The sequence below is a fragment of the Sphaerisporangium sp. NPDC049002 genome, from assembly GCF_040649355.1.
Lineage (GTDB): Bacteria > Actinomycetota > Actinomycetes > Streptosporangiales > Streptosporangiaceae > Sphaerisporangium.
Genome location: NZ_JBEZFH010000021.1, coordinates 36,115 through 59,018, shown reverse-complemented (window position 1 = coordinate 59,018; position 22,904 = coordinate 36,115). Strand labels below are relative to the sequence as shown.

Here is a 22,904-nt window from a genome sequence, read left to right as displayed (position 1 = left end):
ATGGGCGACCAGTATCCCGGGGATGACCGTCGACGTCGCCGGGTTTATCGCGTGCGATCGCGCGGCTGACCGCGTCCCGCTACACGGCGGCCACGCGCGCGACACCGACCGTTGACCAGGTCAAGTCCACCACGTTCGTTAGGAACCCCAAGCGCCTGGACCGTTTCGCGGCGCCGCCCCGGCCGCCGACCCCTCATGGTCCCGGCCCTGTGCGCGACCGTTCGTCCTGCTCACCGCCCGCTCATGTGGGCCGCGTCCGCGCAGTGGGTATGCCAACTCGGAACCACCTGCCGGGGCGTCGAGCATTTGGTGCGCCCGGAAATCGGTTGATCGGGGAGCGACTGCCTTGGAAGGTGACGGTAACCCCTGCCGCTGTGGCGTCCCTCGTGCGCCCCCCGAGGCCCGAGTGCGCCTTCCCTCGTCCATCGCGCCGACTCGTAAGGAGTGCCCTGCTTCCTCATGCCTCCCGACGGTAAAGACTCCGGCCCTGCCCCCGATTCCGCTGACAAGCCTCGTAGGGGGAGGTCGCGGTCGCTGCGGCGGCTCACGCCGTACCTGCGCCCCTACGTCTCCCGCCTGCTCCTCATCTGGCTCGCCACCATGGCGGGCATCGCCACGAGCACCGCGATCCCGCTGGTGGGCAAGGAGATCATCGACGGCCCGGTCGGCCACGGCCGCGACGCCGCCCTTCTCCCGCTCGGACTGCTCGCCCTCGCCCTCGGCGTCACCGAGGCGTTCCTGATCTTCGTACGCCGGTGGATGCAGACCAAGGCCGTGCTCGGACTGGAGACGGCGATCCGCGACGACCTCTACCGGCACCTGCAGCGGCTGCCGATGAGCTTCCACGGCGACTGGCAGTCGGGGCAGTTGCTGTCCCGCGCGACGACCGACCTGTCCACGATCCGCCGCTTCTCCGGGTTCGGCCTGCTGTTCCTCGTCATGAACATCCTGCAGCTGGTCACGGTGACCGTGCTGCTCCTGCGGATGTACTGGCCCCTCGGGCTGCTCATCGCGGCGGCGGCGGTGCCCATCTTCGCCGTGTCGCTGCGGTTCGAGAAGAAGTACCGCCGCATCTCGCGTGAGGTCCAGGACATGCAAGGCGACATCGCCACCTACGTCGAGGAGGCGGCGCTCGGGATCCGCACGGTCAAGGCGTTCGGGCGCAGGCCGCATGTGTTCGCCGAGTTCGAAGCCGCCGCGCGCAGGGTCTACCGGGTCTCGATGGACAAGGTGCGGCTGGCGTCCCGCTTCTTCACCTTCCTGGAGGTGATCCCGAACGTCACCCTGGCCATGGTGCTCCTGCTCGGCGCGCTGGCCGTCGGAGCGGGTTCGCTGACGCTCGGCACCCTGGTGGCCTTTACCACGCTGATGCTCCAGCTCGTGTGGCCGATCGCGTCGCTCGGCTACATCCTGGCGATGGCGCAGGAGGCGATGACCTCGGCCGACCGGGTCATGGAGGTGCTCGACACCGAGCCGGAGATCGTCGGCGGCGCGGAGGTGATCGAGCGGCCGCGCGGGCACCTGCGGTTCGAGGGGGTCGGCTTCCGGTTCCCCGGCGGCGAGCGGCCCGTACTGCGGGACGTCTGGCTGGAGGTGCGGCCGGGGGAGACGGTCGCGATCGTGGGGGCCACCGGCTCGGGCAAGACGACGCTGACCGCGCTGGTGCCGAGGCTGGCCGACGTCACCGAGGGCCGGGTCACGATCGACGGGCGGGACATCCGTGACCTGACGCTGCCCGCGCTGCGGTCGGTGGTCGCCACCGCCTTCGAGGAGCCGACGCTGTTCTCGATGAGCGTGCGGGAGAACCTCACACTCGGCCGGGGCGAGGCGGCCGAGGAGGAACTGCGGGAGGCGCTCGATATCGCCCAGGCCACCTTCGCCTACGACCTTCCATGGGGGCTCGACACCCGGATCGGCGAGCAGGGCATGTCGCTGTCCGGCGGCCAGCGGCAAAGGCTCGCCCTGGCCCGCGCGGTGCTCAGCAAGCCGAGGATCCTCGTGCTGGACGACACCCTGTCGGCTCTCGACGTCGAGACCGAGGCCCTGGTCGAGCAGGCGCTGCGCGGGGTGCTCGCTGACGCGACAGGCCTCGTCGTGGCGCACCGCGCGTCCACCGTGCTGCTCGCCGACAAGGTCGCGCTGCTCCGTGACGGCACCATCACGCACGTCGGCCTGCATCGCGACCTGCTGTCGAAGGTCCCCGAGTACCGGGAACTGCTCGCGCAGGACGCCGGCCTCGACCACGAGGAGGCGCTGCGATGAGCCGTACGGCCACCGGCGCGAAGGACGGCGCGCGAGCGAGCACGGCCGGCGAACCGGGACGTTGGCGCGGCGTCGCCGCGGAGAAGCAGGAGGACCTGCCGGACAAGGTGTCGGTGCTGCTGCGCGCGCGGTCCCGGCGGCTGCTCGGCGACCTGCTGCGCCCGCACCGGCGGGCCATCGCCCTGCTGATCGCGATCATCGTGGTCTCGAACGCGGCCGGCCTCGCGATCCCGTACCTGGTGAAGGTCGGCATCGACACCGGCATCCCGCCCATGCTGCGGCACGAGGACGCCGCCACGCTGCTCGTGGTCGTCGCGGCGATCCTGGCCGCCACGCTGACCCAGGCGCTGACCCGCCGGGTGTTCCTCCGGATATCTGGGCAGATCGGGCAGGACGTCCTGCTGGAGCTGCGCCGCCGCGTCTTCGACCACTTCCAGCGGCTGTCGATCGGGTTCCACGAGCGGTACACCTCGGGGCGGGTCATCGCCCGGCTCACCTCGGACATCGACGCGATCGCCGAGATGCTGCAGTCGGGCTTCGACAGCATCGTCACCGCCGTCCTCACCCTGTTCGGCACCGCCGTCCTGCTCCTGGTGCTCGACCTCCCGCTCGGCGCGGTCGCGCTGGTGCCGCTGCCGATCCTGCTCCTGTTCACCCGGTGGTTCCGGCGTGAGTCGAGCGTCGTCTACCGCCGTACCCGTGAGGCGGTGGCGCTGGTCATCGTCCACTTCGTGGAGTCGATGACCGGGATCAGGGCGGTCCAGGCGTTCCGCAGGGAGCCGCGTAACCAGGCGATCTTCGAGGAGCTCAACACCGGCTACCGGGACGCCAGCGCGAGCAGCATGTACCTGGTGGCGGTGTTCATGCCGGGCATCAAGCTGATCGGCAACGTCACGGTCGCGGCGGTCCTGGTGTACGGCGGCCGGCTCGCGCTCCACCACGCGGTCTCGGTCGGCGTGCTCGCCGCGTTCCTGTTGTACCTACGGCAGTTCTACGAGCCGATGCAGGAGATCTCCCAGTTCTACAACACGCTCCAGTCGGCGGGCGCGGCGCTCTCCAACCTGTCCGGCGTGCTGGAGGAGCGGCCCGTGGTGGCCGAGCCCGAGCATCCGGTGCCGCTCGCGCGCCCGCGCGGTGCGGTGCGGTTCGAGGGGGCCGAGTTCTCCTACATCGACGGCGTGCCGGTCCTGCCCCGGCTTGACCTGGAGATCCCCCCTGGGCAGATCGTCGCGGTCGTCGGGGCGACCGGCGCGGGCAAGACGAGCGTGGCGAAGCTGATCGCCCGCTTCTACGACCCGACGGCGGGCCGCGTGCTGCTCGACGGCGTCGATCTGCGCGACCTCGACGAGGCCACGCTGCGGCGGGCCGTGGTGATGGTGACGCAGGAGAACTTCCTGTTCACCGGGACGGTGGCGGACAACATCAGGTTCGGCCGTCCGGACGCCACCCCGGCCGAGATCGAGGAGGCGGCCCGCGCGATCGGCGCGCATGAGTTCATCGCGGCGCTGCCCGACGGGTACGGGACCCAGGTGGGCAAGCGCGGGGGCCGCATGTCGGCCGGGCAGCGGCAGTTGGTGGCGTTCGCCAGGGTCTTCCTCGCCGATCCGGCCGTGGTGATCCTCGACGAGGCGACCTCCAGCCTGGACGTCCCCAGCGAACGTCTCGTCCAGCGCGCCCTGCGCACGGTCCTCGCCGGCCGCACCGCCCTGATCATCGCCCATCGTCTGTCCACCATCGAGATCGCCGAACGGGTGCTCGTCATGGACGCCGGCCTCATCGTCGAGGACGGCCCCCCGGACCGCCTCATCGGCGAAGCCGGCCGTTTCGCCGGCCTCCACCGCGCCTGGCTCGACAGCCTGGCCTGAGTACCGTGACGATCCGTGACCGGGGGATACGGCAACACCGGCGTACCCGCCCACCAGGGGGGACGCGAGCTCACCATCGGCCGTCCTGACGACCCGGACGAGGCCATGGCCGACATCTGCGCGGGCGAGTTGATCGCTCTCATCCAGGGTGGGCGATCCTCCGCCGGAACGGCCCGGGCGCGGCTGGCCCGCCGCGCGCACGAACGCGCCCGGGGCGGACGCGCCCTCGTCCTGCAACGGGCGATCGGCCTTGAGATCGAGATCCCCGTCCCCATCGACCAGCTCACCCCGGCCCAGCTGACGCAGCTCAAGTTGGAGGTCGCCCAGGAGTACGTCGCCGGACTCAAGTTCAAGCAGGGGCACCGGATGACCGCCGTCGGTATCCGCGACACGGTCGGCGGCGTCGCGTACGGGCGGATCCAGAATCCCGCCAACGGCTTCCGGGTCGACGCCGATCATGACAACCGGGTGACACCCGCGAACCCGATGACGACAGACTGGCCGGTCCGCCAGGGCAGCCGGGACTCGATCATGGAGATCGTCATGGAACCCCCGGCGACCACCCAGGCGTCCCTCACCGCGACCATGAACAACATCGACGCCTTCGTCACCCAGATAAACGCGCAGACCAACAACCTCACCACCCGCTGGGTCAACGCGTTCCCGTCGCTCGGCACGCCCACGATGCCCCTACCGGTCAGCGTGGGGCCCGTCGACTACACCGACACCGGCACGCACCCGCCCCTCCGGCTGCCCCTGCACAACTTCCAGGGCAGCATCCAGGTGAACATCGGCATCGACCTGCGCGAGTACCACAGCCTCCTGAAGTGGTACGTCGAGTCCGACTACGCGACGGCGGCCCGGGTGCCCGACCCGCTATCTCAGGCGATCTACCGCGACATCAAGGAGCACATCCGCGAGGCGATCGAGATCGGGCGGACGCTCACCGACCAGGCGTACTCGGCCGCGACCACGGCGGAGCGCCAGCAGGCGGGCAACTTCCGCGGCCTGCGCGGATGGCTCACCCACCTCGCGCTCTATCTTCGCCGCGGCGCCCTGTCGATGGCCAACCTTGGCGGTTCGGCGAAGAACCTCGCGCCGGTCCTGATCAAGAGCCCGAACTCCGTCATCACCACATACGGCATGACCCTGGCGGAGCGGAACCACTTCATCAACAACAAGACCACTCTGATGAACGCGCTGTTCAACGCCACGGGACGCCCCGGCGACGTCGGGCAGCCGCTCGCCGCCATCGACGTCTTCGCCGCGTCGCCGGGCGACACCGACGCCGACGCCCTGACGGACCTGACGGCCGGAGCGGCCGACGTCGCGCTGACCGGCAAACCCGTGCCCAACCCGACCGGAGTGGGCGGCACGCGCATGGGCAACGCCGCGGTCCAGGGCCTGCCCGCCGTCCCGCCCGGCAACGTGGGCGGCGGCGCGAACACCCGCGGCGGCCTGGTCGCCGAGTTCCGGACGCTGCCCGGCTTCTACGACGGCCCGGCCCAGTGGCGAGCCGTCGCGCAGGCGTTCTTCGACGCGGCGGAGACCCGCAACGCCCGCGACGGCATCTCCGACAACTGACGACCCACCCCTCCCTCAATGGATCCAGAGCGCCGGGCGACCCCTCCCCGGCGCTCTGGAATCAAGCGGACGGGCAGACCAGTCCTCGGGCCTGGTGGTTCATATAGGTGAACTGCTTGACAGTATATGGAACCAGGCTGAGAATGGGCCCCGACGTCCGGTGAGAGAGGGGGAGTCGCCGTGCCGGCTCATGTCAGCCAGACGCCCGGCGCGGGCCCCGCCGCCGGTCTGAGTTTCGAGACCCTCACCCCGACGGCCCTCCTCGACAGGGCCGCGGCGGTCCACGCCGGCCGTACGGCGGTGATCGACGGGCCGCTCCGGCTGACCTACCGCGAGCTGCACGATCGGTGCCTGCGCCAGGCGGGCGCGCTCGCCGGTCTGGGCGTGCGGCCGGGCGATCGTGTCGCCGTGCTCGCCGCCAACAGCCCGCTGCTGCTGGAGTCGCATTTCGGCGTGCTGTACGCGGGGGCGGTGCTGGTCACCCTCAACATCAGGCTCTCGGCCGGGGAACTGCGTCACATCGTCGAGCACTCGGGCGCCAGGCTGCTGCTTTTCGACCCCGAGTTCGCCGAGCTCGCCGCGGCGGTCGCCGGGCCGCTGGACGGGCTGCGGACCGTGGGCCCGCGGGAGTACGAGCGGCTGCGCGCCGGCGCCGCGCCGCACCAGGTGCCCGTGGCGGACGAGCGCGCGCTGATGGCCCTGAACTACACCAGCGGAACCACGGGTCATCCCAAAGGGGTCATGTACCACCATCGGGGCGCCTACCTCCAGGCGCTGGCGATGGTCGGCCACTTCCGCCTCACGCCGGAGGCCGTCTACCTCTGGACGCTGCCGATGTTCCACTGCAACGGCTGGGCGTTCCCCTGGGCGGTCACGGCCGTCGGCGGCGTCCATGTCTGCCTGCGCAAAGTCGACCCGCCCGAGGTGTGGCGGCTGATCGCCGCCGAGCGGGTCACCATGCTGTGCGCCGCGCCCACCGTGCTGATCTCCCTGGTCGAGGCCGCTCCCGCCGCGCTGGACGGCCACCAGGTGACGGTCGCGGTGGGCGGCGCGCCGCCGTCGCCCACCCTGCTCGAAGGCTGCGCCCGGGTCGGCTTCGACGTCACCCACCTGTACGGCCTGACCGAGACGTTCGGCCCGGCGGCCATCTGCGACTGGCGGCCGGAGTGGTCGGCCCTGCCCGCCGGCGAGCAGGCGCTGCTGCGCGCACGCCAGGGCGTCTCCAACCTGGTGTCGTGCGCGATGCGCGTCCTCGGCCCCGAGGGCCTGGACGTGCCGTGGGACGGGGAGACGATCGGCGAGGTCGCGCTGCGGGGCAACACGGTGATGCTCGGCTACTACCGGGACGAGGAGGCCACCCGGGCCGCCGCGCCCGACGGCTGGTTCCGCACCGGCGACCTCGGCGTGCTGCATCCGGACGGCTACCTGCAACTGCGCGACCGCGCCAAGGACATCATCGTCTCCGGCGGCGAGAACATCTCCTCGATCGAGGTAGAAGCGGCCCTGGCGAGCCATCCGGCGGTCCTGGAGGCGGCGGTGGTCGGCGTTCCCGACGACCACTGGGGCGAGCGTCCGGTGGCCTTCGTGACCCTCAGGCCTGGCACGGAGGCCTCGGCGGAGGAGCTGCGCGCGCACGTGCGCGGCCGGCTCGCCGCGTTCAAGGCACCGGACCGCATCGAGTTCGGGGAACTGCCCAAGACGTCCTCCGGCAAGATCCGCAAAGTGCCGTTGCGGGCCCGGGCCAATGCGCGCTAGCGCCGCCGGTCATGGGCGTGGACCACCGCGCGTGGGCGGTCGGGCGACCCTTGCCGGGTCTTCCTCCGCGCGTCAGCGAAGCGGGTAAGGTACCTCTAGCCGAACCCCGGTTTATCTACATGAACGGCCTTCCATCCTCATGAACCCACTCGTCAAGTCGGCGGACCGCACCCTCGCCATTCTGGACCTGCTGACCGACCATCGCGACGGCCTGACCCTGACCGAGATCCAGCGCCTGCTGGAGCTCCCCAAGAGCAGCACCTACACGCTGCTGGTCACGATGGCCACCCGGGGGTTCCTGGAACAGGACGCCGAGACGCGGCGCTTCCGCGTCGGCATCCGGCTGTGGCAGGCGGGCCAGAGCTACGTCGCGGTCGCCGACCTGGAGAAGGCGGCGCTGCCGTACATGGAGGAGCTGCGGGACACCTTGAACGAGACCGTCCAGCTGGCCACGCTCGACGGCACCGACAACGTCTACATCGCCAAGGTCGACCCCGACCACCAGCTGCGGCTCGCCTCCCGTGTCGGCGTCCGGCTGCCGGCGTACGCCACCGGCATCGGCAAGGCCCTGCTCAGCCAGCTCGGCGACGAGGAGATCCGGGAACGGTTCGCCGAGGTCCGCTTCGTGCAGTACACCCCGCAGACCATCACGTCGCTGCCCGACCTGCTCGCCGCCGTGCGCGAGGTGCGCGAGAACGGCTACGCGACCGACAACTCCGAGTACACCCCCGGTGTATTCTGCATCGCCGCCTCCTTCAGCGGCCACCGGGGCGGCGGCCGCGCCGCGATCAGCGTCTCGATCCCCGAGATGCGCAAGACGCCGGCGCTCATCGCCACGACCATCGAAAACGTCCGCTCAACCGCCCACCGGCTCTCGTCGCGCATGGGCTTCCAGGATGGCGCGGGCGGCAACACCTAAGGACTGACATGGAACTCTTCCGGTTCGGCCCCGCCGGGTCAGAACGCCCCGCCGTCCGGCACGAAGGCCGCGAGTACGACCTCACCCCGCTGACCGCCGACCTCGACGGCGCGTTCTTCGCGGCCGACGGCATCGAGCGGGTCGCGGCCGCACTGGCCACGGGCGAGCTCGCGGAGACCGGCACGGCCGGGCAGCGCATCGGCTCGCCCATCGCGCGGCCGGCCGCCGTGGTGTGCATCGGGATGAACTACGCCGCCCACGCGGCCGAGTCCGGCGCCGCCCCGCCGGAGCACCCCGTGGTCTTCCTGAAGCACCCGGGCTGCGTGGTCGGCCCCGGCGACGAGGTGGTCCTGCCCCGCGGCTCGGTCAAGACCGACTGGGAGGTCGAGCTCGCCGTGGTGATGAAGCGCACGCCGCGTTATCTGAGCGACCCCGCCGAGGCCCTCGACTACGTGGCGGGCTACGCGCTGTCCAACGACCTGTCGGAGCGGGCGTTCCAGATCGAGGTGTCGGGCGGGCAGTGGTCCAAGGGCAAGTGCGCCGAGACGTTCAACCCGCTCGGCCCGGTGCTGAGGCCCGCGGCCGAGATCCGGCCCGACCGGCTGCGGCTGCGCTCCTGGGTCAACGGCGAGCCACGGCAGGACTCCAGCACCGCCGACATGATCTTCTCGGTGCCCGAGCTCATCGTGCATCTGAGCCACCACATGCTGCTGCTGCCCGGCGACGTCATCAGCACCGGCACGCCCGAGGGCGTCGGCCTCTCCGGCCGCTTCCCGTACCTGAAGGCCGGCGACGTGGTGAGCATGGAGATCGACGGGCTGGGCCGGCAGGAGCAGAAGGTGGTCGACTACCAGCCCGCGCCCTGAGGGGGAGCCGCGCCCGTGAGCGGCCGGGACACGCGGACCAGCCGCGGCCCCGGCCGATTCCGGTCACCGACCGGGGACCGCCGCGACGACGCCGTCCGGGTAGCGGGTGAGCTGGCCGGCGTCGTACAGGGTCAGCGGCACGTCGGCCACCCTGCGGACCCGCTCGTGGGCCGCCATCGCCTCGTAGATGTTCTCGCAGATCCCGATCGGATGGTCGGTGTCGAGGTTGCGGCGGGTGAAGTAGGCGTCGGTCACCGTGACCACGCCCGCCGTGCTGTCGATCTCCACGGCCATGGAGGCGCGGTGGTGCGAGCCGGTCCACCAGGTGCGGATCCCCGGCACGACCTCGTCCTCGTCGGCGAGCAGCCGGACCCGGTCCCACGCGTCGTGGGTGAGATAGCTCAGCACGTGCGGCGGCAGGCAGGCCCACCGGTCGTCGTGCGGGTGCCGCTTGGTCCGGTGGAAATGGGTCCAGCCGCGCTCGGTCAGGCAGAACCGCGCGTTCGGGAACAGCGGGATGTTCGAGGTGGTGTAGAGCTGCAACGGCGTCAGCAGGACATGGGTGACGTCCTCCAGCGCGACCCCGTGCGCGGCCAGCTGGTCGGGCAGCCACTGGCCCTGCTCGCGCCGCATCGCCGCGCGCTCGCCGAGGAAACCGGCCCACTGCTCGTTCATCGGGCCGAGGTCCTCGGCCGGCCCCGTGCCGACGAGCGCGGTGACCCCCTCGCCCTGGATCAGGACGGCCTGGAAGGCCAGCCGGTACCACTGGTCCCAGTCGGACATCCAGTAGACCTCGGGCCCCGGCACGTCTCCGTCGCCCAGATGAAGCAGGCGTACACCGAACATCTCACTCCTCTCCCCACGGGCGCAGCAGCGCCTTGACGACATCCTGGCGACCCCCCATGAGCTCCCCGAAGATGGCCGCGCCGTCGGCCAGGTCGAAGCAGGACGTCCAGTCCAGCGCGAGGTCCCCGGCGAGCCGCACGGCCTGGGCGAACTCGGCGGCGGTGTAGCAGTACGAGCCGACGACGTGCTTCTCCTCGCGGACGATCTGCTGCCCGTCGAAGGCGGCGTCGCTGCTGAGCAGCCCCACCCACACGGCGGTCCCGCCCGGCCGAAGGTGCTGCACCGACATGCGGTGCGTCGCCGCCGCGCCGACGGCGTCCACGACGATGTCGAACTCGCCCCGCAGGGACGTGGTGACGCCGGTCGCGCCCAGCCGGCCGGCCACCTCCAGCCGCTCCGGCGACAGGTCGCAGACCACCACCTGGTCGGAGAACCGCCTGGCCACGAGCATGGAGACCAGGCCGATCGTGCCGGCGCCCAGCACCGCGACGCGGGCCCCCTCGGCAGGACGTGCGAGGTTCAGCGCGTGCACGCCGTTGGCCAGCGGCTCGATCACCGCCGCCGTCTCGAACGACATGGACGGCGCGAGCGGATGCAGGGCCTTCTCCGGCACCGAGACGTACTCGGCGAACGCCCCCGGCCGGTGGATGCCCAGGATGGCGCGCTCGCGGCAGAGGTGGTCGCGGCCCATCAGGCACAGGTCGCACGCCCCGCAGCTCAGCAGGGGGTTGACCGTGACCCGGCGGCCGTCGGGGGTGGTCCCGGCGAACTCGTGGCCCATGATCAGCGGTGGCCGCCGGAAGCCGCTGTCACGGATGCCGTGCAACTCGCTGCCGCAGATGCCGACCGCGCGGACCTTGACCAGGACCTCTCCCTCGACCGGCTGGGGATCCTGGACGTCGAGCAGCTCGACGGTGCTCGGCTTGGTGAAGACGAGGGCGCGCACCGTCTCAGCCCGCCGTCGTCAGCAGGTCGCGCATGATCTCGGCGGCCCGCCGCTGGAGCATCGGGAGCGACCGCGTCGAGAGGTAGGCGACATGCGGGGTCACCAGCACGCGGTCGTGCCCGGCCAGCTCCGCCGAGACCCCGGACGGCGGCTCCCCGGCGAGCACGTCCAGCGAGGCGAAACCCAGCGTGCCCGCGGAAAGCGCGGCCAGCAGCGCGTCCTCCTCGACCAGGGCTCCCCGGGCGGTGTTGACCAGATGCCCGGCCGGGCCGAGCGCGTCGAGCACCGTCCGGTCCACGATGCCGCGGGTCTCCTCGGTCGAGGGCACGTGCAGCGTGAGGTGGTTGACGGCCGCGGCCAGTCCGGCCAGCGTCGCGTGCCCGGTGACGCCGGGCGGAAGGTCGGCCACGTACGGATCCCACACGTGTACGGGGAAGCCGAGCGCGGCGGGATCCACGATCGTCACATCTTCTGTCGCAAACCCACGGGGCTTACCCAAACGTGTGCGAAGCACCTCGTCGGTGAATCTAACCATGAATGAGACGATTGAGTTCGGAGTGTAGTAAGAGCCGCTTTCCTTCCGAAGCTCTGGATCGTAGAGCTCCAGGAAGTTCTCATACAGATGAAGGTAGGAGTCGGCCGATCCATCGCTGATCTGATCCCAGTTGACCGCTCCGATGACCCGCAGCAGCGTGGTGGCCACGATGCTACGCCCTTCCACCGTGTCCGCGGTCAGCACGCTCAAGGCCTTGCCCATGAGCGAATGCTTCTTCCCGAGCAACCGTGCAATGTCGGCCAGATGGGACCCCTGAAAGCCGATGCCCTCTACTCGGGCGAGCAGAAGGGCGAACGTCACGGTCTGGGCGTAGGCATCGGCGAACTTCTCCCCTGCGAGACCAGGAAAGAGAAGCCGACCCCAGTCATCCGCGAGCTCACTGAAGACCTTGTCGCGCTCCTCTCCGCGCCTCTCTCGATCCAGCGAGTCAAGAACTTCGCCGCGAAGTACCCGGCACAGGCCGGCGACGGCTTTGACAAGCTGCCGGATGCTACGGGGGGGCTCGGGCTCCCACAGTAAGAACTCCGAGATAACCCGCACGAACTCACCGTCAACGGGTTGTAACTTGTCGGCGGCCTTCCTGAGATCTCCATGGAATCGGGCGACCTGGCCGACCAGCTCCCCGCTTCGGTAGAGCGCCCATTGCGTACCATCGGTGTACAGGACGTTCGGCAACAGCTGGAGTATGGCCCATTGTTTCCTTTCGTGAGGGTTGGGCTTGCCCCATGTGGACGGAACCCCTCTGCCGGGAGCCTTGACCTCGATATAGCCCACCCGGGCACCGGCCACGTTCACCGCGTAATCGGGCCGGACCCCGAGCGTTGTGAGCGTAGCCTCTCCCAGCATGACTACATCCACCCCCAGAACGACTCCCATATCCGTGATGAGAGCTTCCAAAGGAGCCCGGAGTTGATCTTCTCGACCTCCGATGTCTCCCTGTAACTTCGGCGTGACATGCTTGCCAAACTTCGAGACAGCGGCCTTCGCCTTGACGAGCAGCGGAGCCGTAAGAGTGTGTTTCCGGGCCATATCAACCATGAACCCGGACTGATCGCGGGTAGTCCAGATTGCCGGACCGGGACAGTTATGTGTCGCCGCCGACGATCAATAGCGACTTACTTAGCCAAACCAGGGCAATTAGCCTTCGAGTGGCAACGATGGGCACACTATTTCGCCCGGCGGTGTAGTGCACCGCGTGAGGGTGACCGATGAGGGTGGGCGTCCCGTGCCTGCCGCCCACCAGCGGAGCGGCGCCGATCCGCACACCGTCCAGCGCGTGCGGGCCGCGTCGTCCCATCCCTCGATCAGACCTGAGGCCCGCGGTGCGCGACCTCGCGGACGACAAGACGATCGTGGAGGTCCCTGCGGACGTCCTGGCACTCGCCCAGGAGCACCGGTGACCCAACTCGTGACGCGAAGAGTTCCTCGCCCTCTTCACCCGCTTCAAGCACACCGCGTTCCGGCGCGGACTGCATGACCGTTACGACGTGCCCGCCGAGCGGCGGCGACCCATCGAGCGAATCGGGATCACGGGTCCAGGCATGGACCGGAAGACGGACGCGAGTTCCACGCCCCCGAAACGGCGTCCGGCAAGGGCTTGGCTGCAATACCGACGTGCCCGTACCGAACCCATCGCACGGCTCAGGCGGGCAAGGGCTGGACGCCCTTGCCCGCCTGATCTGCTGCTGGGCCACCCAAACGCGGACTGCCGCTCGACCGAATGTTCCTTACAGGCTGCGGCACGAACTGGTAGAAAATCAAGCTTCCGGAGACGTTCCAACGCCACGCTGACATGCGACGGCTTGAACAGAGCCCCCGTACGGGCGGACCACTCCCGGATGTGCGTGCTCAGATCGCCGGCGTTCGTACCGCCGGTCTCGACGGCCGCCCAGTGAACCATGGCCAGCAGTTCGAGGCCGTATGGAGTCTCGAACCCCTCGATGAGGCGAGCGACCCTGCCAACCCTCGCGACTGTCGCATCGTCCTGGGTGAGGACCTGGTCGGACTCCTCGGCCGCCCCTGGCAAGAGGTATATCCGGGAATCCTGTGTCCGGTCGCCGTAACCACGGATGAAGTGGGCCTCTAGCTGCTGGAGCGCGTGGTTCAGGTTCTCTGCGTATGGACCGTACTTGCCCTTGGCGAACCGCAGGCGAAGCGACTGCCCGCACTCCTGTAGGAAGTAGGCCAACTTCTGCGCCTCAAGAGCAGACAATCGATAATCAGGCATGAGATACCGCCCGAAGAGGGCAAGAAGAGCGGCATGGTTGACAGTCAATGTCGGACGTTCCGTGCGCACAGGCTCATCACTCCGGACGGACCCTCCCAGGGCTAGGCGATACCCTCGGTGCTGGCGGTCGTGTCAATCGAAATGGCAGCTGAAATCCGCCAGTCAGCTCATGTGAGCAGGCCGAGCATGACGTGAAGCGCTTCGTCGATCTCCTCGATCTCCGCAGGGTCCAGTCGACCCGCGAAGTCACCGAGCCTGCATGTGTCCACGGCCTTGAGCTGATCAATGAGGACCCGGGTGGTCTTGCCGTTCAGCTCGATCTCAGGCCGGAATGTCATCGGACGCGCACTGGTCGATGTCGGTGCGATGATCAGGGTGGAGAGTGAGGCGAGCGCATCGGATTGCAGTAGGACGGCGAAGCGCTCGCCGCGCTGCTCGTGGCCGACCGCTTCACGTGGCATCCGCAGGCGATAGACGTCACCGCGCACAGTCTTCGCCCAGGTCGTATCGAACAGAGCGAAGCTCCGCCAAGTTCTCTGGGTCGTGGGCGAGCTCCTGAGCTTCCAACCGGGCCACTTCCATACGCCTGAGGCGGTTGGCGATGAGAAGAGCTTCGCGGACCACATCGGTGGCGGACCTGCCGTCAGCGGTCAGCTCGGCGAGGGCCTTCTCGGTCTTCGCGTCGATCTGTACGGTGAGCACAGCCATATCCTCACTGTACGACGGCTCCACCCGCAGACGTTTGACCGAATTCCGTAATCAAGTCGCTACACAAAGCGATGATCATCGCATCCCGGGCAGCCTAGATGCCTCGCGTTGGTGCGTCGTCGCTGCGTGGGCCGGCGTCAGCGAGCAGAGCGCGGATCTCCTCTGCTCACCGACGCCTCGATCGAACGTGTCGGGCGGGCTGGATCAGCCCACCCCCGCCCGTTCCGTGGATCCACCACCGTGGTGGAGGCCCAAATGCGAAGGCCGGGTGCTCTCTGGAGTCAGAAGGCCTGCCAAGGGCCCGTTTCCGTTGTGGCGTGACCGCGGAGCCGTAGGATCTCGCGGAAGTCGGCCTGGCGTCTGGCCAGGCCGTGGACGAGCATCACCTGGCGCGCCGAGACCTCGTCGGCGATGTCGAGCAGTCCTCTCTTGTCGGCGTGTGCCGACAGCCGCATCATCTCCACCCGTGCCCGCAGCGGGATCTTCCTCTCCTCGCCCATGTCGTCGAGGACCAACTGCGGCGCCCCACCCTGTACGGCGTCCAGCAGCCGCTTACCCGGCGCCTCCTCGTCCTGGTATCCGGACAGGAACAGGGCGCTCTTCGCGTCCGGCAGGATCTCGGCCGCCCAACGGACGGCCGGACCTCCGGCGAGCATCCCCGACGTGCTGATCACCACGCCTCGGGTGAACTCGTCCATGTCGCCGGGACGGGCACGGCCCACGTTTTCCCCGAAGACGGACAGTGGAAGAGGACCACCGGCGGTCACCGTCTCGAAGGACCTGGCGATGTCGGCTGCCATGCCGTCGAGGAGGACCGGCACGTGCGGGAGGCGGTCACGCATGATCAGGGCCAGTTCCTGGGCGCGGCCGAGGGCGAAGGCCGGGATGAGCACCCGGCCGCCCCCCGCGTACACGCTCTCGACGGCCCTGACGAGCGCGCCCACCAGGTCACCCCGGTCCTGGTGGTCCTCGGCGCAGCAGGTGGACTCCATGACGAGCAGATCCGCGTACCTGGCCGCCTCGGGGATGGCGTACCCCCCGACGCTGTGCTGCCGGAACCCCGAGATGTCGCCGGTCACGACGACGGTGGAGTCGCCCGCCCGGACCACCACGCCGGCGGCCCCGAGGATGTGACCGGCCGGGAACAGCTCGACCACGAGGTCGCCGATCTTGCGAGGCACGCCGAAGGCCAGTTCCTCGCTTCCCCCCGTCGCCCTGGTGATCGCCTCGCGGGGGTACAGCGGTTCCACGTGCGTGCCCCACGTGCTCGCGAGCCTCTGCCGCTGCCGCATGATCTTCACCGAGTCGGCCCACATGGCCGGCATGAGCTGTGTGGTCTCCGGGGTGGCGATGATCCGCAGGTCCGGCAGCCGGTCCGCCAGCGCCGGGACGTACCCGCAGTGGTCGTTGTGGGCGTGCGTCACGACGACGGCGTGGAGGGGACCTTCCAGCGCCTGCCCGATGCCCGGAGGCGGCAAGGACGGGTCGCCCGGAACCAGCCCGGCGTCGATGAGAACGCGGGTTCCACCTGCTTCGACCAGCAGGCAGGAGCCGCCGATCTTTGTCCCGCCGCCCAACGGCACGACCCTAAGGTCACGTTCCCGGGTCACGGTGACCGCTGCCGCACTCGGCTTCGGAGGGTCGACGAGCGCTTGGAGTGCCTTCACGAGCGACTCGGGGCCGATACCGGCGGCCTTGGCCGCCACCTCCAAAGGCGAGGGGGGCCGCTCGACCGGCTTTGGCCGATGGGGATCACGGGTGCTCGGATCGCCCTCGGGCTCGGGCGGCTCCTCCTGCAGTAACGCGAGGAGCACCGAGGTCATGGACTTCGGGTCACGCAGCCGCCGGCGCGTCGCCGCTAGCTCGGAGTCCAGGAGATCGGCCCGTTCTGTCGCCTCACGCGCCGCTTCGCGGAACGTCTCCACGTCCGCCAAGGCGTTGCGGTGCCGCCCGTTCGCCGTGCGCAGCCTCTCCTTCAGCTCCGCGTTCTTGTCGTTCAGGCGGCGCAGCCTGCGGTCGGCGGCATTGCGGGACGCTCTCTCCGTGACCGCCCCGGCGATCCGAACCGCCACGGCCCGCACCGCAGGATCGGGGTGAAGCACGAGCTGGGCGAAGTCGCGTTCCGTCCGCTGCGAACCGGGGACCCGCAGCCGATCCAGGCTGACCCGCCGCAACTCCTCCGAGGAGATGAGCATGTCGAGCAGGTCGGTCCGGTGGTCCGCGACGAATCGGTCCGCGTCACCTCCGTACCCTGCCAACGCCGGACGGGAGAGCACCACCTCGGCCGCCGTACGCAGTAGCGGCGCTAACAGGTCCGTCATGAGCCGGCCTCCAGCCGCTCGCTTACCGCGGCGAGGACCGGCTCGCAAGCGAGAGTGCCGTCCGCCCTCAGGTCCAGCGCGCCAAGCGATCTGAGGACTTCGACCAGGGCGACCCAAGACGGATAGCCGATGGCCTCAAGCCGGTCTCGGTGCAGGGGCCCGGACGGTTCCTCACCGGCCATCTCCAGGTAGGTGGCGAGGTCGTCGGGCCGATCCGGGCCGACGTCGATGAGGTGCCGCCACGCCTGCCAGAGCGTGGGGTCCCTGAGCACACCGGTCGACCGGACGAACTCCTCGGCGTTCTCCCGTATCCAGGCACGGCACCCTTCGAGTGCCTGCTCCCGGTCGGAGAAAGGTCGCTCGACGAGCTTGCTGACCAGCAGCGGCCAGCCGCCGGTGGCCTTCAGAAGGGCTTCCTGGCCGGCCGCGTCACGGTAGCCGAGGCCGGCGTCGTCCATCCACTGGCGCACGACCGGCTGGTCGTAGCGCCGCAGTTCCATGTGCCAGACGCGCCGAGCCGGTTCCTCGGCGCCCGAAGCGACGGCGAGCCAGACCGGGACCAGTTCGGGCGGTGCCACCAGCGCGACCGCGAGCGTTCCGGCGCCGCCCGTGGACACGGCGGCGGTCGCCGTCTTGATGATCTCCGTCGCCTGCTCGGCCGAGCGGCCAGCGAGGTCGACGACGACCACGTTGTGGCCGCCGCCGTCCCTGCTCCGCTGCACGGCGCCCTCGAAGGTGCCTTTGTTCGACTGCACCCGCCGGACGTGGGCGATATGCTGCCGCCCGGCCTCCTCCAGAGCAAGGCCGACCCGCTCGATGTGCAGTGCCGCGGAGCCGGTGATCAGATGAAGGCTGTCACGGCACTCGAACAGGCGACTCACCTGGGCACCGGTGAGGGGGGACAGATCCGGGCCGTTCCGATAGAGGGCCCGATACGCATAGGCGTCGAAGGAATCGGGCTGCTCGAACTCGTTCGCCCTCGATAGGACGGTGTCCACCTCTTCCGCGCCGCCGAGCAACGTGAGCACATGGGGCGTCCGGAGGCGGTACCCGTCGGCGTCCGACGACAGCACCCCGAGGTTGACGCACTCCTCCAGCAATCCGCGGAAGCCGTCGCTGGTGCAGTTCTCGAAGCCGGCGGCCCACCAGATGAGGCACTCATCCCTCAACTCCTGGATGCTGACCGTCTTGTCCGTTCCGTAGGCGAGGGCGTGGAAGGCGACGACATAGGCGATCACCTTGTAGCGCTTGTCCAGGTCCAGCGTCCACTCGAACCGGTCGCGGAAGCCGACCTCAAGAGCTCTGTCCCGCCAGACGGCGGCCAGGTCGTCTGAGGTGATCTCGTAGGGAAGTCCGCCGCCCTGGATGGGGATGTGCCGCAGCCTCTGGAGCAGGGCCGCCGCGAAGAGCTGGATGAGCGCCGGAGCGTTGTTCGCTTCCGCGATGACCCGCGCCGCAAGGGTCGGAGGGAAACGGAAGCCGAGCGCCATGAGCGGGCGCGTGAGTAGGTCGAAGGCGTCCTGCGGGTCCAGCGGCCCGATCGGGATGGGGGCTCCCAGGTGGGGGAACGGCTGGTTGGAAAGGCTCTGGAACCGGGCGGTCTGGTGCAGGCCGGCGAAGACCACCTTCACCCGTCCGTCGGTGTCCTGCATCAGGTCGCGCAACGCCTCCACATTCGCGAACTTCGCGTTGGCGGCATCCCGGTTAAGGAAGGCGTCCGCCTCGTCGAGCAGGATCAGCAGCTGTCGGGCCGAATCCTGGTCCGCCCACTGCTTGACCGCCTGGCAGATCTCCGCGCGGTCCTTGAGCGTGGCGCCGGACTGCGGAAGCACCCCTGCCTCGGCCAGCCGGGGCGCCAGCCGCAGCCACAGCATGCTCTCCGGCACGATCTTTCCGATCTCCTGGATGGTCTCCAGGATCACGACACGGCCGGGATCGCTCCTGCGTAGCGTCCGGGCGGCCTCGCGCAGGAGCGCCGACTTGCCGAGCTGGCGCCCGCCGTACACGATCGACGAACCCGAGGCGCTGATCACGCTCGACAGCTGCGACGACCGACCGTAGAACATCTCCATCGGCACATCCCCCGTGGGCGCGTAGGGGTTGGCCGCGCTGAACGGTGCGAGCAGGCTCACCGTGGCGGTCCAACCGGCCTCCGGCAGGGCGGCCAGATAGCTGATCGCGGCATCGTCGATCACCGCGGTGACGGGGCGGGGCCGCCTGCGGCCTGCCATGGTCAGCTGCTCGCGCTGCGCCGGGGAAAGCACGCCGAAGTAGAAGACCAGGATGGTCCGGTCCTGCGGCTCATCCTTGAGCCACTCCATGAGCTGCTGCGGCCCCGGCCTGCGCCAGACGAACAGCAGGCGCATGCTGCCACCCGAGGGGCTCATCTTCGACCCGAACTCCGGCAGCAGCGCGTCACCGTAGCGTACGTCGTTCAAGGTCACCCAGAGCCTGTCCTGCCCCTCCCCTGCTGGCACCAGACGACCCTCCAGACCGATCGTCCGCAGCACAGCCTGGATGGCCACACCCCGATTGCTCGGCGCCTTTGGACTCTGAGCCAACGACTTCCAATAGCGCAGCCCTTCTTTGGACTCCTCACGACGACCGGGCGGCATAGCCTGGACGCTCAGCCCTGCCTCGGACATGACGCGGTGCAGGTCGGGGTCGGTGACCTCCCGGCCGCTTTGGATTGCCTCCTTGAGCTTGGTGACCCACTCGTCGCTCTCCTGCTTGCGTGCCCGTCCCCCGGAGGAGAGCAGCGACATACTTTCGAACGCCTCGGGGAAGCGAGGGAAGAAGAGGCCGAAGTGGTCTACCGTCTTGTGGACGGCGGGAAGCGGCCGGCCAGCTTCGGCCTGCTGGAGGAACTCCCGTGCGGTGGTCAGGTCGCCGACGGCGAGGTGCTCCCTGATGCGGGAAGCGGCGGCCCGTACGTCGGGGTGGTCCTTGCTCTTCTGGGTGAGCAGCCTCTCCTCGTCGGCGATGCGCCCGGCACGGATGGACGCCGCTTCCGACTCCAGCAGTGAGATCTTCTCGGCGACGACGCCGAAGTCCTCACGCTCGGATCGCTGCAGGGTCTTGAGCCCGCTCGCGATCCTCGTCGCGTCGGTCTCGGAGAGAACACCGTCCTTGCGCCAGCCGGCGAGCCGGTCCAGAACCTCCTCGACCGCCTTGTTACGCCGTTCTCCGGCCTCGGCGACGAGCGTGTCCCTCCTGTGCCGCAGTTCGTTCCCCAGATCGGGGTCCTGATGGGAGACCACATCCGCCACCGCGCGCGTGCCCTCGTGGTCGAGACGGGAAGCCCTGGCGTCGAAGGCACCGCGCCAGTCGAGGACGTCGGCCATGGCGATCTGGGCGAGCGTCTGGGAGGCAGGGTCGCCGTGGGGACGGAGGCCGTCCGCGTCGAGCAGGATCTCGGGAGCGAAGAGGAGATCCTGGTTGAGCACGGCGGCCACCGAGGGTTCGGCCTCACCGAGCGCCTCACCGTCGAGCAGGTGCAGGGTGTCGTTGATCAGGTGCGTCGCGCCCGTCGCGGCGGCGGCCAGAACCGGGTCGGCGTCCACACACAGTGCTTCAAGCTCCGAGTGAAGCTCGCTCCGATGGCGGCCAATGGCCTGCCGGAGTTCGGCCAGCCCTCTGGCCAGCCATTCGTCGGAGCCGGACGGACGGCGGGCCTGCACCTCACGCACAGCGGTGGCCCAGTTCGCGACGTTCTCCAGTGCCTCGTCGATCATCTCGACGAGCTTGGCCCGCGCACCTGCGATGATCTTGGTGTTCCGTGTCGTCCTGGAACGCTTGGCCTCCCCATCGATCAGGCGGTCGACCACCCCCGCTTCGCGCAACTCGTCGAGCTTGCGGACGGTCTCCTGCAGTTGCCCGATGTCGTCACGGGCCGCGACGCCGACCAGCTCGCCCACGGCCCCTTCCGGTTGGATCAGCGACTTCCACACTTCGGTGGCGAGGGGATACTTGATCCTTCTGTGTGGCCCGTCTTCCAGAAGGTTGGCGCAGGCCGCCACGGCGTGGGCCTGGGCCCGCTCGGCCCGGGCGACGTCACGCATCTGACCCGACAGGCCAGGGACGAGGTAAACGCCGGACCGCAAGGCCTGGCTGAACGCCGCACCGCACGCCGTCAGAGCCTGACGCCCCATGACCGTGGAGGCGAGTTCGTCCACCAGGCGTGCGGATTCGACGGTGGGATGCACCAGCCCGGCCCGGATCGAGGCCGCCCACGCCAGAAGGCGACCGGCGGGATCGTCGGCCATACCGGCGGTCGTGATCTTCCGGGACGTCTCGGTGAAGGCCGCGGACAGCCGACCGGCGAATGAGCTCATATCGACGGCCAGCGCCGCGCAGCGCCGGGCCGCGATCTCGGCCACCGGACGCCCTGCGGCCTTCCTGATCCAGGCGGCGAGCCCGAACCGCTGTGCGCCGAGCGCCGCGGCCTCCGCCTCCGCGAACGCGGCGCAGGGCGACACCTCGGGGGCTGCGACGGGCTCTGCCGGCGGAGCCTGAAGCGCCTCCTCCAGGATGGCCTCCGGCACCGCGGCCCGCTCGGTCGGCGCCTGGCGCGGCTCGACCGGATGCGCCGTCGATCGGGACCCGAACCTGTCCGCCAGCATGAGGTCCAGGTCGGTGAGGTGCAGATCTTCCTCCGCGTCCGCCTCCATGAGGCTTTCACCGGTTGGCGGCGTGGAATCGGGACCGGCGTCCAGAGGCGGCGGAGTGCCGCCTTCGTCTTCGCCTTCCGCGTCACCGTCCGCCTCGTCACCGTGCGATGAGTGCCCGGTATCGGCCGCATGGATGGTCGAGGGCGGTCGCGCCACCGGGACGTCCATGCCGAGACGGCCGCTCACCGCGGCCCGGATCACCGGGTTCCACCGCGCGGGAAGTTCCTTCTTGGCTCGTTCCTCCAGTTCGTCCGCGAGGATCAGGACGGCATCCGGATCTTCCGACGAAAGTTGGATGAGCCGGGCCAGGGCGTCCAGTCCGTCCGTCGGCCCTTCGGCCGCCGCCTTGCGGACTTCGGCGAGCTGTTCGTCGAGTACAGAGGGCCCGTGGACGTGGATCAGCAGGCTGACCCGCTCGACCGTGGCCTGTGCGGCCTCCGCCTGGTCCAGCGCGCGTGACAGCTCGTCCAAGGAAGTCGCCGCGACCTCGACGTCCTCCAGGCTCTGGATCTGGTCATGAATCTCGTCGAACTCATGCACGACCCGCACGATGCGGTCGACGTCGGCACCGGTGGGACGGCGACGCTCATGGAGAACCCCACGGAGCCGCCCTGCGGCTTCCCATGCCTCCAGGTAAAGGTGGTCGAGCAGTTCGAGGGAGCGTCGCAAGCCCACCTGAGGAGGCTCGTCGTCGTGCTGGTGCTCGCCCATCGGCGCGTACTCCTCTTCGGTGGCCATGGCGGCTTCTCCGGTCATCTCCCCTTCAGGGACGGCATTCCGCTGAGCGAGTGCCGTGGCCACATCGCAGAGGACATCCACTCCCGCAGGAGCCGTCGGCAGGCCGAACGCCCCGGCCCGGACCTGGTCCCACAGCGTCTGCACGACGCTTCCGGCCTCGCCTCCCACCTCGCGCCCGGAACCGGCCAACATGCCCAGGGCGAGTGGTGAGAGTGGCAGGTCGCGTTGCATGACGGCCACGAGCGTGAGGTCGACCAGGCTCCTGGGCAGTGGGGCCATGATCTGCAACGCGATGCGAAGGCTCACAGCCTCCTCCAGGACCTTCCCGGCGGTCTCCTCGACCAGCAGAAGTCCGCAGTCTTCGGCCGTCAGATCGTCCGCGTTCCGAAAGGCATGGAAAATCGGCATGCAGAAAATCTCAATTAGAGGCGCCCGTTTACTGCCCGGAGTGCGCAAAACCCGAATGAGATTCGCCGTAACCGTCGAATTCATGCTTTTCTGGCTGGGCAGCCGCAACTGGTGGAAGATCATCTGCCGCACCTGCGGCGGATAGAGCCGAATGCCGGAGATCAGATCATCTGTGGTCAGTTTCGCGGCGACCGCGGTGATCACACTATCCAATTCTGAACATGCCGGGTATT

General features: G+C 69.3%; 15 protein-coding genes. 7 read left to right on the top strand and 8 right to left on the bottom strand.

What is annotated here, in order from left to right:
- The first annotated feature begins 459 nt into the window (after nucleotides 1-459).
- The 6 genes from AB0B89_RS07530 to AB0B89_RS07505 all read left to right on the top strand — a co-directional run bounded on the left by AB0B89_RS07530 (nucleotide 460) and on the right by AB0B89_RS07505 (nucleotide 9,251).
- Complete coding sequence (locus AB0B89_RS07530) at nucleotides 460-2,262, top strand: ABC transporter ATP-binding protein (protein ID WP_358549606.1); 1,803 nt, start codon at nucleotides 460-462, stop codon at nucleotides 2,260-2,262.
- Nucleotides 2,259-4,127 (top strand): ABC transporter ATP-binding protein, encoded by a 1,869-nt coding sequence (locus AB0B89_RS07525; protein WP_358549603.1) that lies wholly within the window; start codon nucleotides 2,259-2,261, stop codon nucleotides 4,125-4,127. Before AB0B89_RS07530 ends, AB0B89_RS07525 begins: the two co-directional genes overlap by 4 nt.
- Before the next feature lie 15 nt (nucleotides 4,128-4,142).
- Nucleotides 4,143-5,711: a hypothetical protein gene (locus tag AB0B89_RS07520; protein ID WP_358549600.1), complete on the top strand. Its 1,569-nt coding sequence runs from the start codon at nucleotides 4,143-4,145 to the stop codon at nucleotides 5,709-5,711.
- Nucleotides 5,712-5,891: 180 nt separating this feature from the next.
- Nucleotides 5,892-7,466 carry an acyl--CoA ligase family protein gene (locus tag AB0B89_RS07515; RefSeq protein ID WP_358549597.1) on the top strand — a complete coding sequence of 525 codons (1,575 nt, stop codon included), beginning with the start codon at nucleotides 5,892-5,894 and terminating at the stop codon, nucleotides 7,464-7,466.
- A 139-nt stretch (nucleotides 7,467-7,605) separates the two neighbouring features.
- Nucleotides 7,606-8,385 (top strand): IclR family transcriptional regulator, encoded by a 780-nt coding sequence (locus tag AB0B89_RS07510; RefSeq protein WP_358549594.1) that lies wholly within the window; start codon nucleotides 7,606-7,608, stop codon nucleotides 8,383-8,385.
- Nucleotides 8,386-8,393: 8 nt separating this feature from the next.
- Complete coding sequence (locus AB0B89_RS07505) at nucleotides 8,394-9,251, top strand: fumarylacetoacetate hydrolase family protein (protein WP_358549591.1); 858 nt, start codon at nucleotides 8,394-8,396, stop codon at nucleotides 9,249-9,251.
- Nucleotides 9,252-9,314: 63 nt separating this feature from the next.
- Here AB0B89_RS07505 and AB0B89_RS07500 read toward each other — a convergent pair whose 3' ends face one another.
- Genes AB0B89_RS07500 through AB0B89_RS07490 form a run of 3 tightly spaced genes read right to left on the bottom strand, consistent with a single transcriptional unit; the run spans nucleotide 9,315 to nucleotide 12,475 of the window.
- Nucleotides 9,315-10,097 (bottom strand): hypothetical protein, encoded by a 783-nt coding sequence (locus tag AB0B89_RS07500; RefSeq protein WP_358549588.1) that lies wholly within the window; start codon nucleotides 10,095-10,097, stop codon nucleotides 9,315-9,317.
- Nucleotide 10,098: 1 nt separating this feature from the next.
- Nucleotides 10,099-11,043, bottom strand: coding sequence for an alcohol dehydrogenase catalytic domain-containing protein (locus tag AB0B89_RS07495; protein ID WP_358549585.1), 945 nt, complete (start codon nucleotides 11,041-11,043; stop codon nucleotides 10,099-10,101).
- Nucleotides 11,044-11,047: 4 nt separating this feature from the next.
- Entirely contained in the window at nucleotides 11,048-12,475 is a 1,428-nt protein-coding gene (locus AB0B89_RS07490; RefSeq protein WP_358549582.1) for an NAD(P)-dependent oxidoreductase, read from the bottom strand.
- 332 nt (nucleotides 12,476-12,807) lie between these two features.
- Between AB0B89_RS07490 and AB0B89_RS07485 the strand changes: the two genes are divergently transcribed.
- Nucleotides 12,808-12,999: a hypothetical protein gene (locus tag AB0B89_RS07485; RefSeq protein WP_358549579.1), complete on the top strand. Its 192-nt coding sequence runs from the start codon at nucleotides 12,808-12,810 to the stop codon at nucleotides 12,997-12,999.
- 80 nt (nucleotides 13,000-13,079) lie between these two features.
- Here the strand turns inward: AB0B89_RS07485 and AB0B89_RS07480 are convergent, their stop codons facing one another.
- The 5 genes from AB0B89_RS07480 to AB0B89_RS07460 all read right to left on the bottom strand — a co-directional run bounded on the left by AB0B89_RS07480 (nucleotide 13,080) and on the right by AB0B89_RS07460 (nucleotide 22,671).
- Nucleotides 13,080-13,874, bottom strand: coding sequence for a hypothetical protein (locus AB0B89_RS07480; protein ID WP_358549576.1), 795 nt, complete (start codon nucleotides 13,872-13,874; stop codon nucleotides 13,080-13,082).
- Nucleotides 13,875-13,993: 119 nt separating this feature from the next.
- On the bottom strand, nucleotides 13,994-14,314 hold the full coding sequence (locus AB0B89_RS07475) for a type II toxin-antitoxin system PemK/MazF family toxin (RefSeq protein ID WP_358549573.1): 321 nt from the start codon (nucleotides 14,312-14,314) through the stop codon (nucleotides 13,994-13,996).
- Nucleotides 14,304-14,534 carry a hypothetical protein gene (locus AB0B89_RS07470; protein WP_358549570.1) on the bottom strand — a complete coding sequence of 77 codons (231 nt, stop codon included), beginning with the start codon at nucleotides 14,532-14,534 and terminating at the stop codon, nucleotides 14,304-14,306. Before AB0B89_RS07470 ends, AB0B89_RS07475 begins: the two co-directional genes overlap by 11 nt.
- 281 nt (nucleotides 14,535-14,815) lie before the next feature.
- Entirely contained in the window at nucleotides 14,816-16,855 is a 2,040-nt protein-coding gene (locus AB0B89_RS07465; RefSeq protein ID WP_358549567.1) for an MBL fold metallo-hydrolase, read from the bottom strand.
- Nucleotides 16,852-22,671, bottom strand: coding sequence for an ATP-binding protein (locus AB0B89_RS07460; protein WP_358549564.1), 5,820 nt, complete (start codon nucleotides 22,669-22,671; stop codon nucleotides 16,852-16,854). Before AB0B89_RS07460 ends, AB0B89_RS07465 begins: the two co-directional genes overlap by 4 nt.
- Nucleotides 22,672-22,904 lie beyond the last annotated feature (233 nt).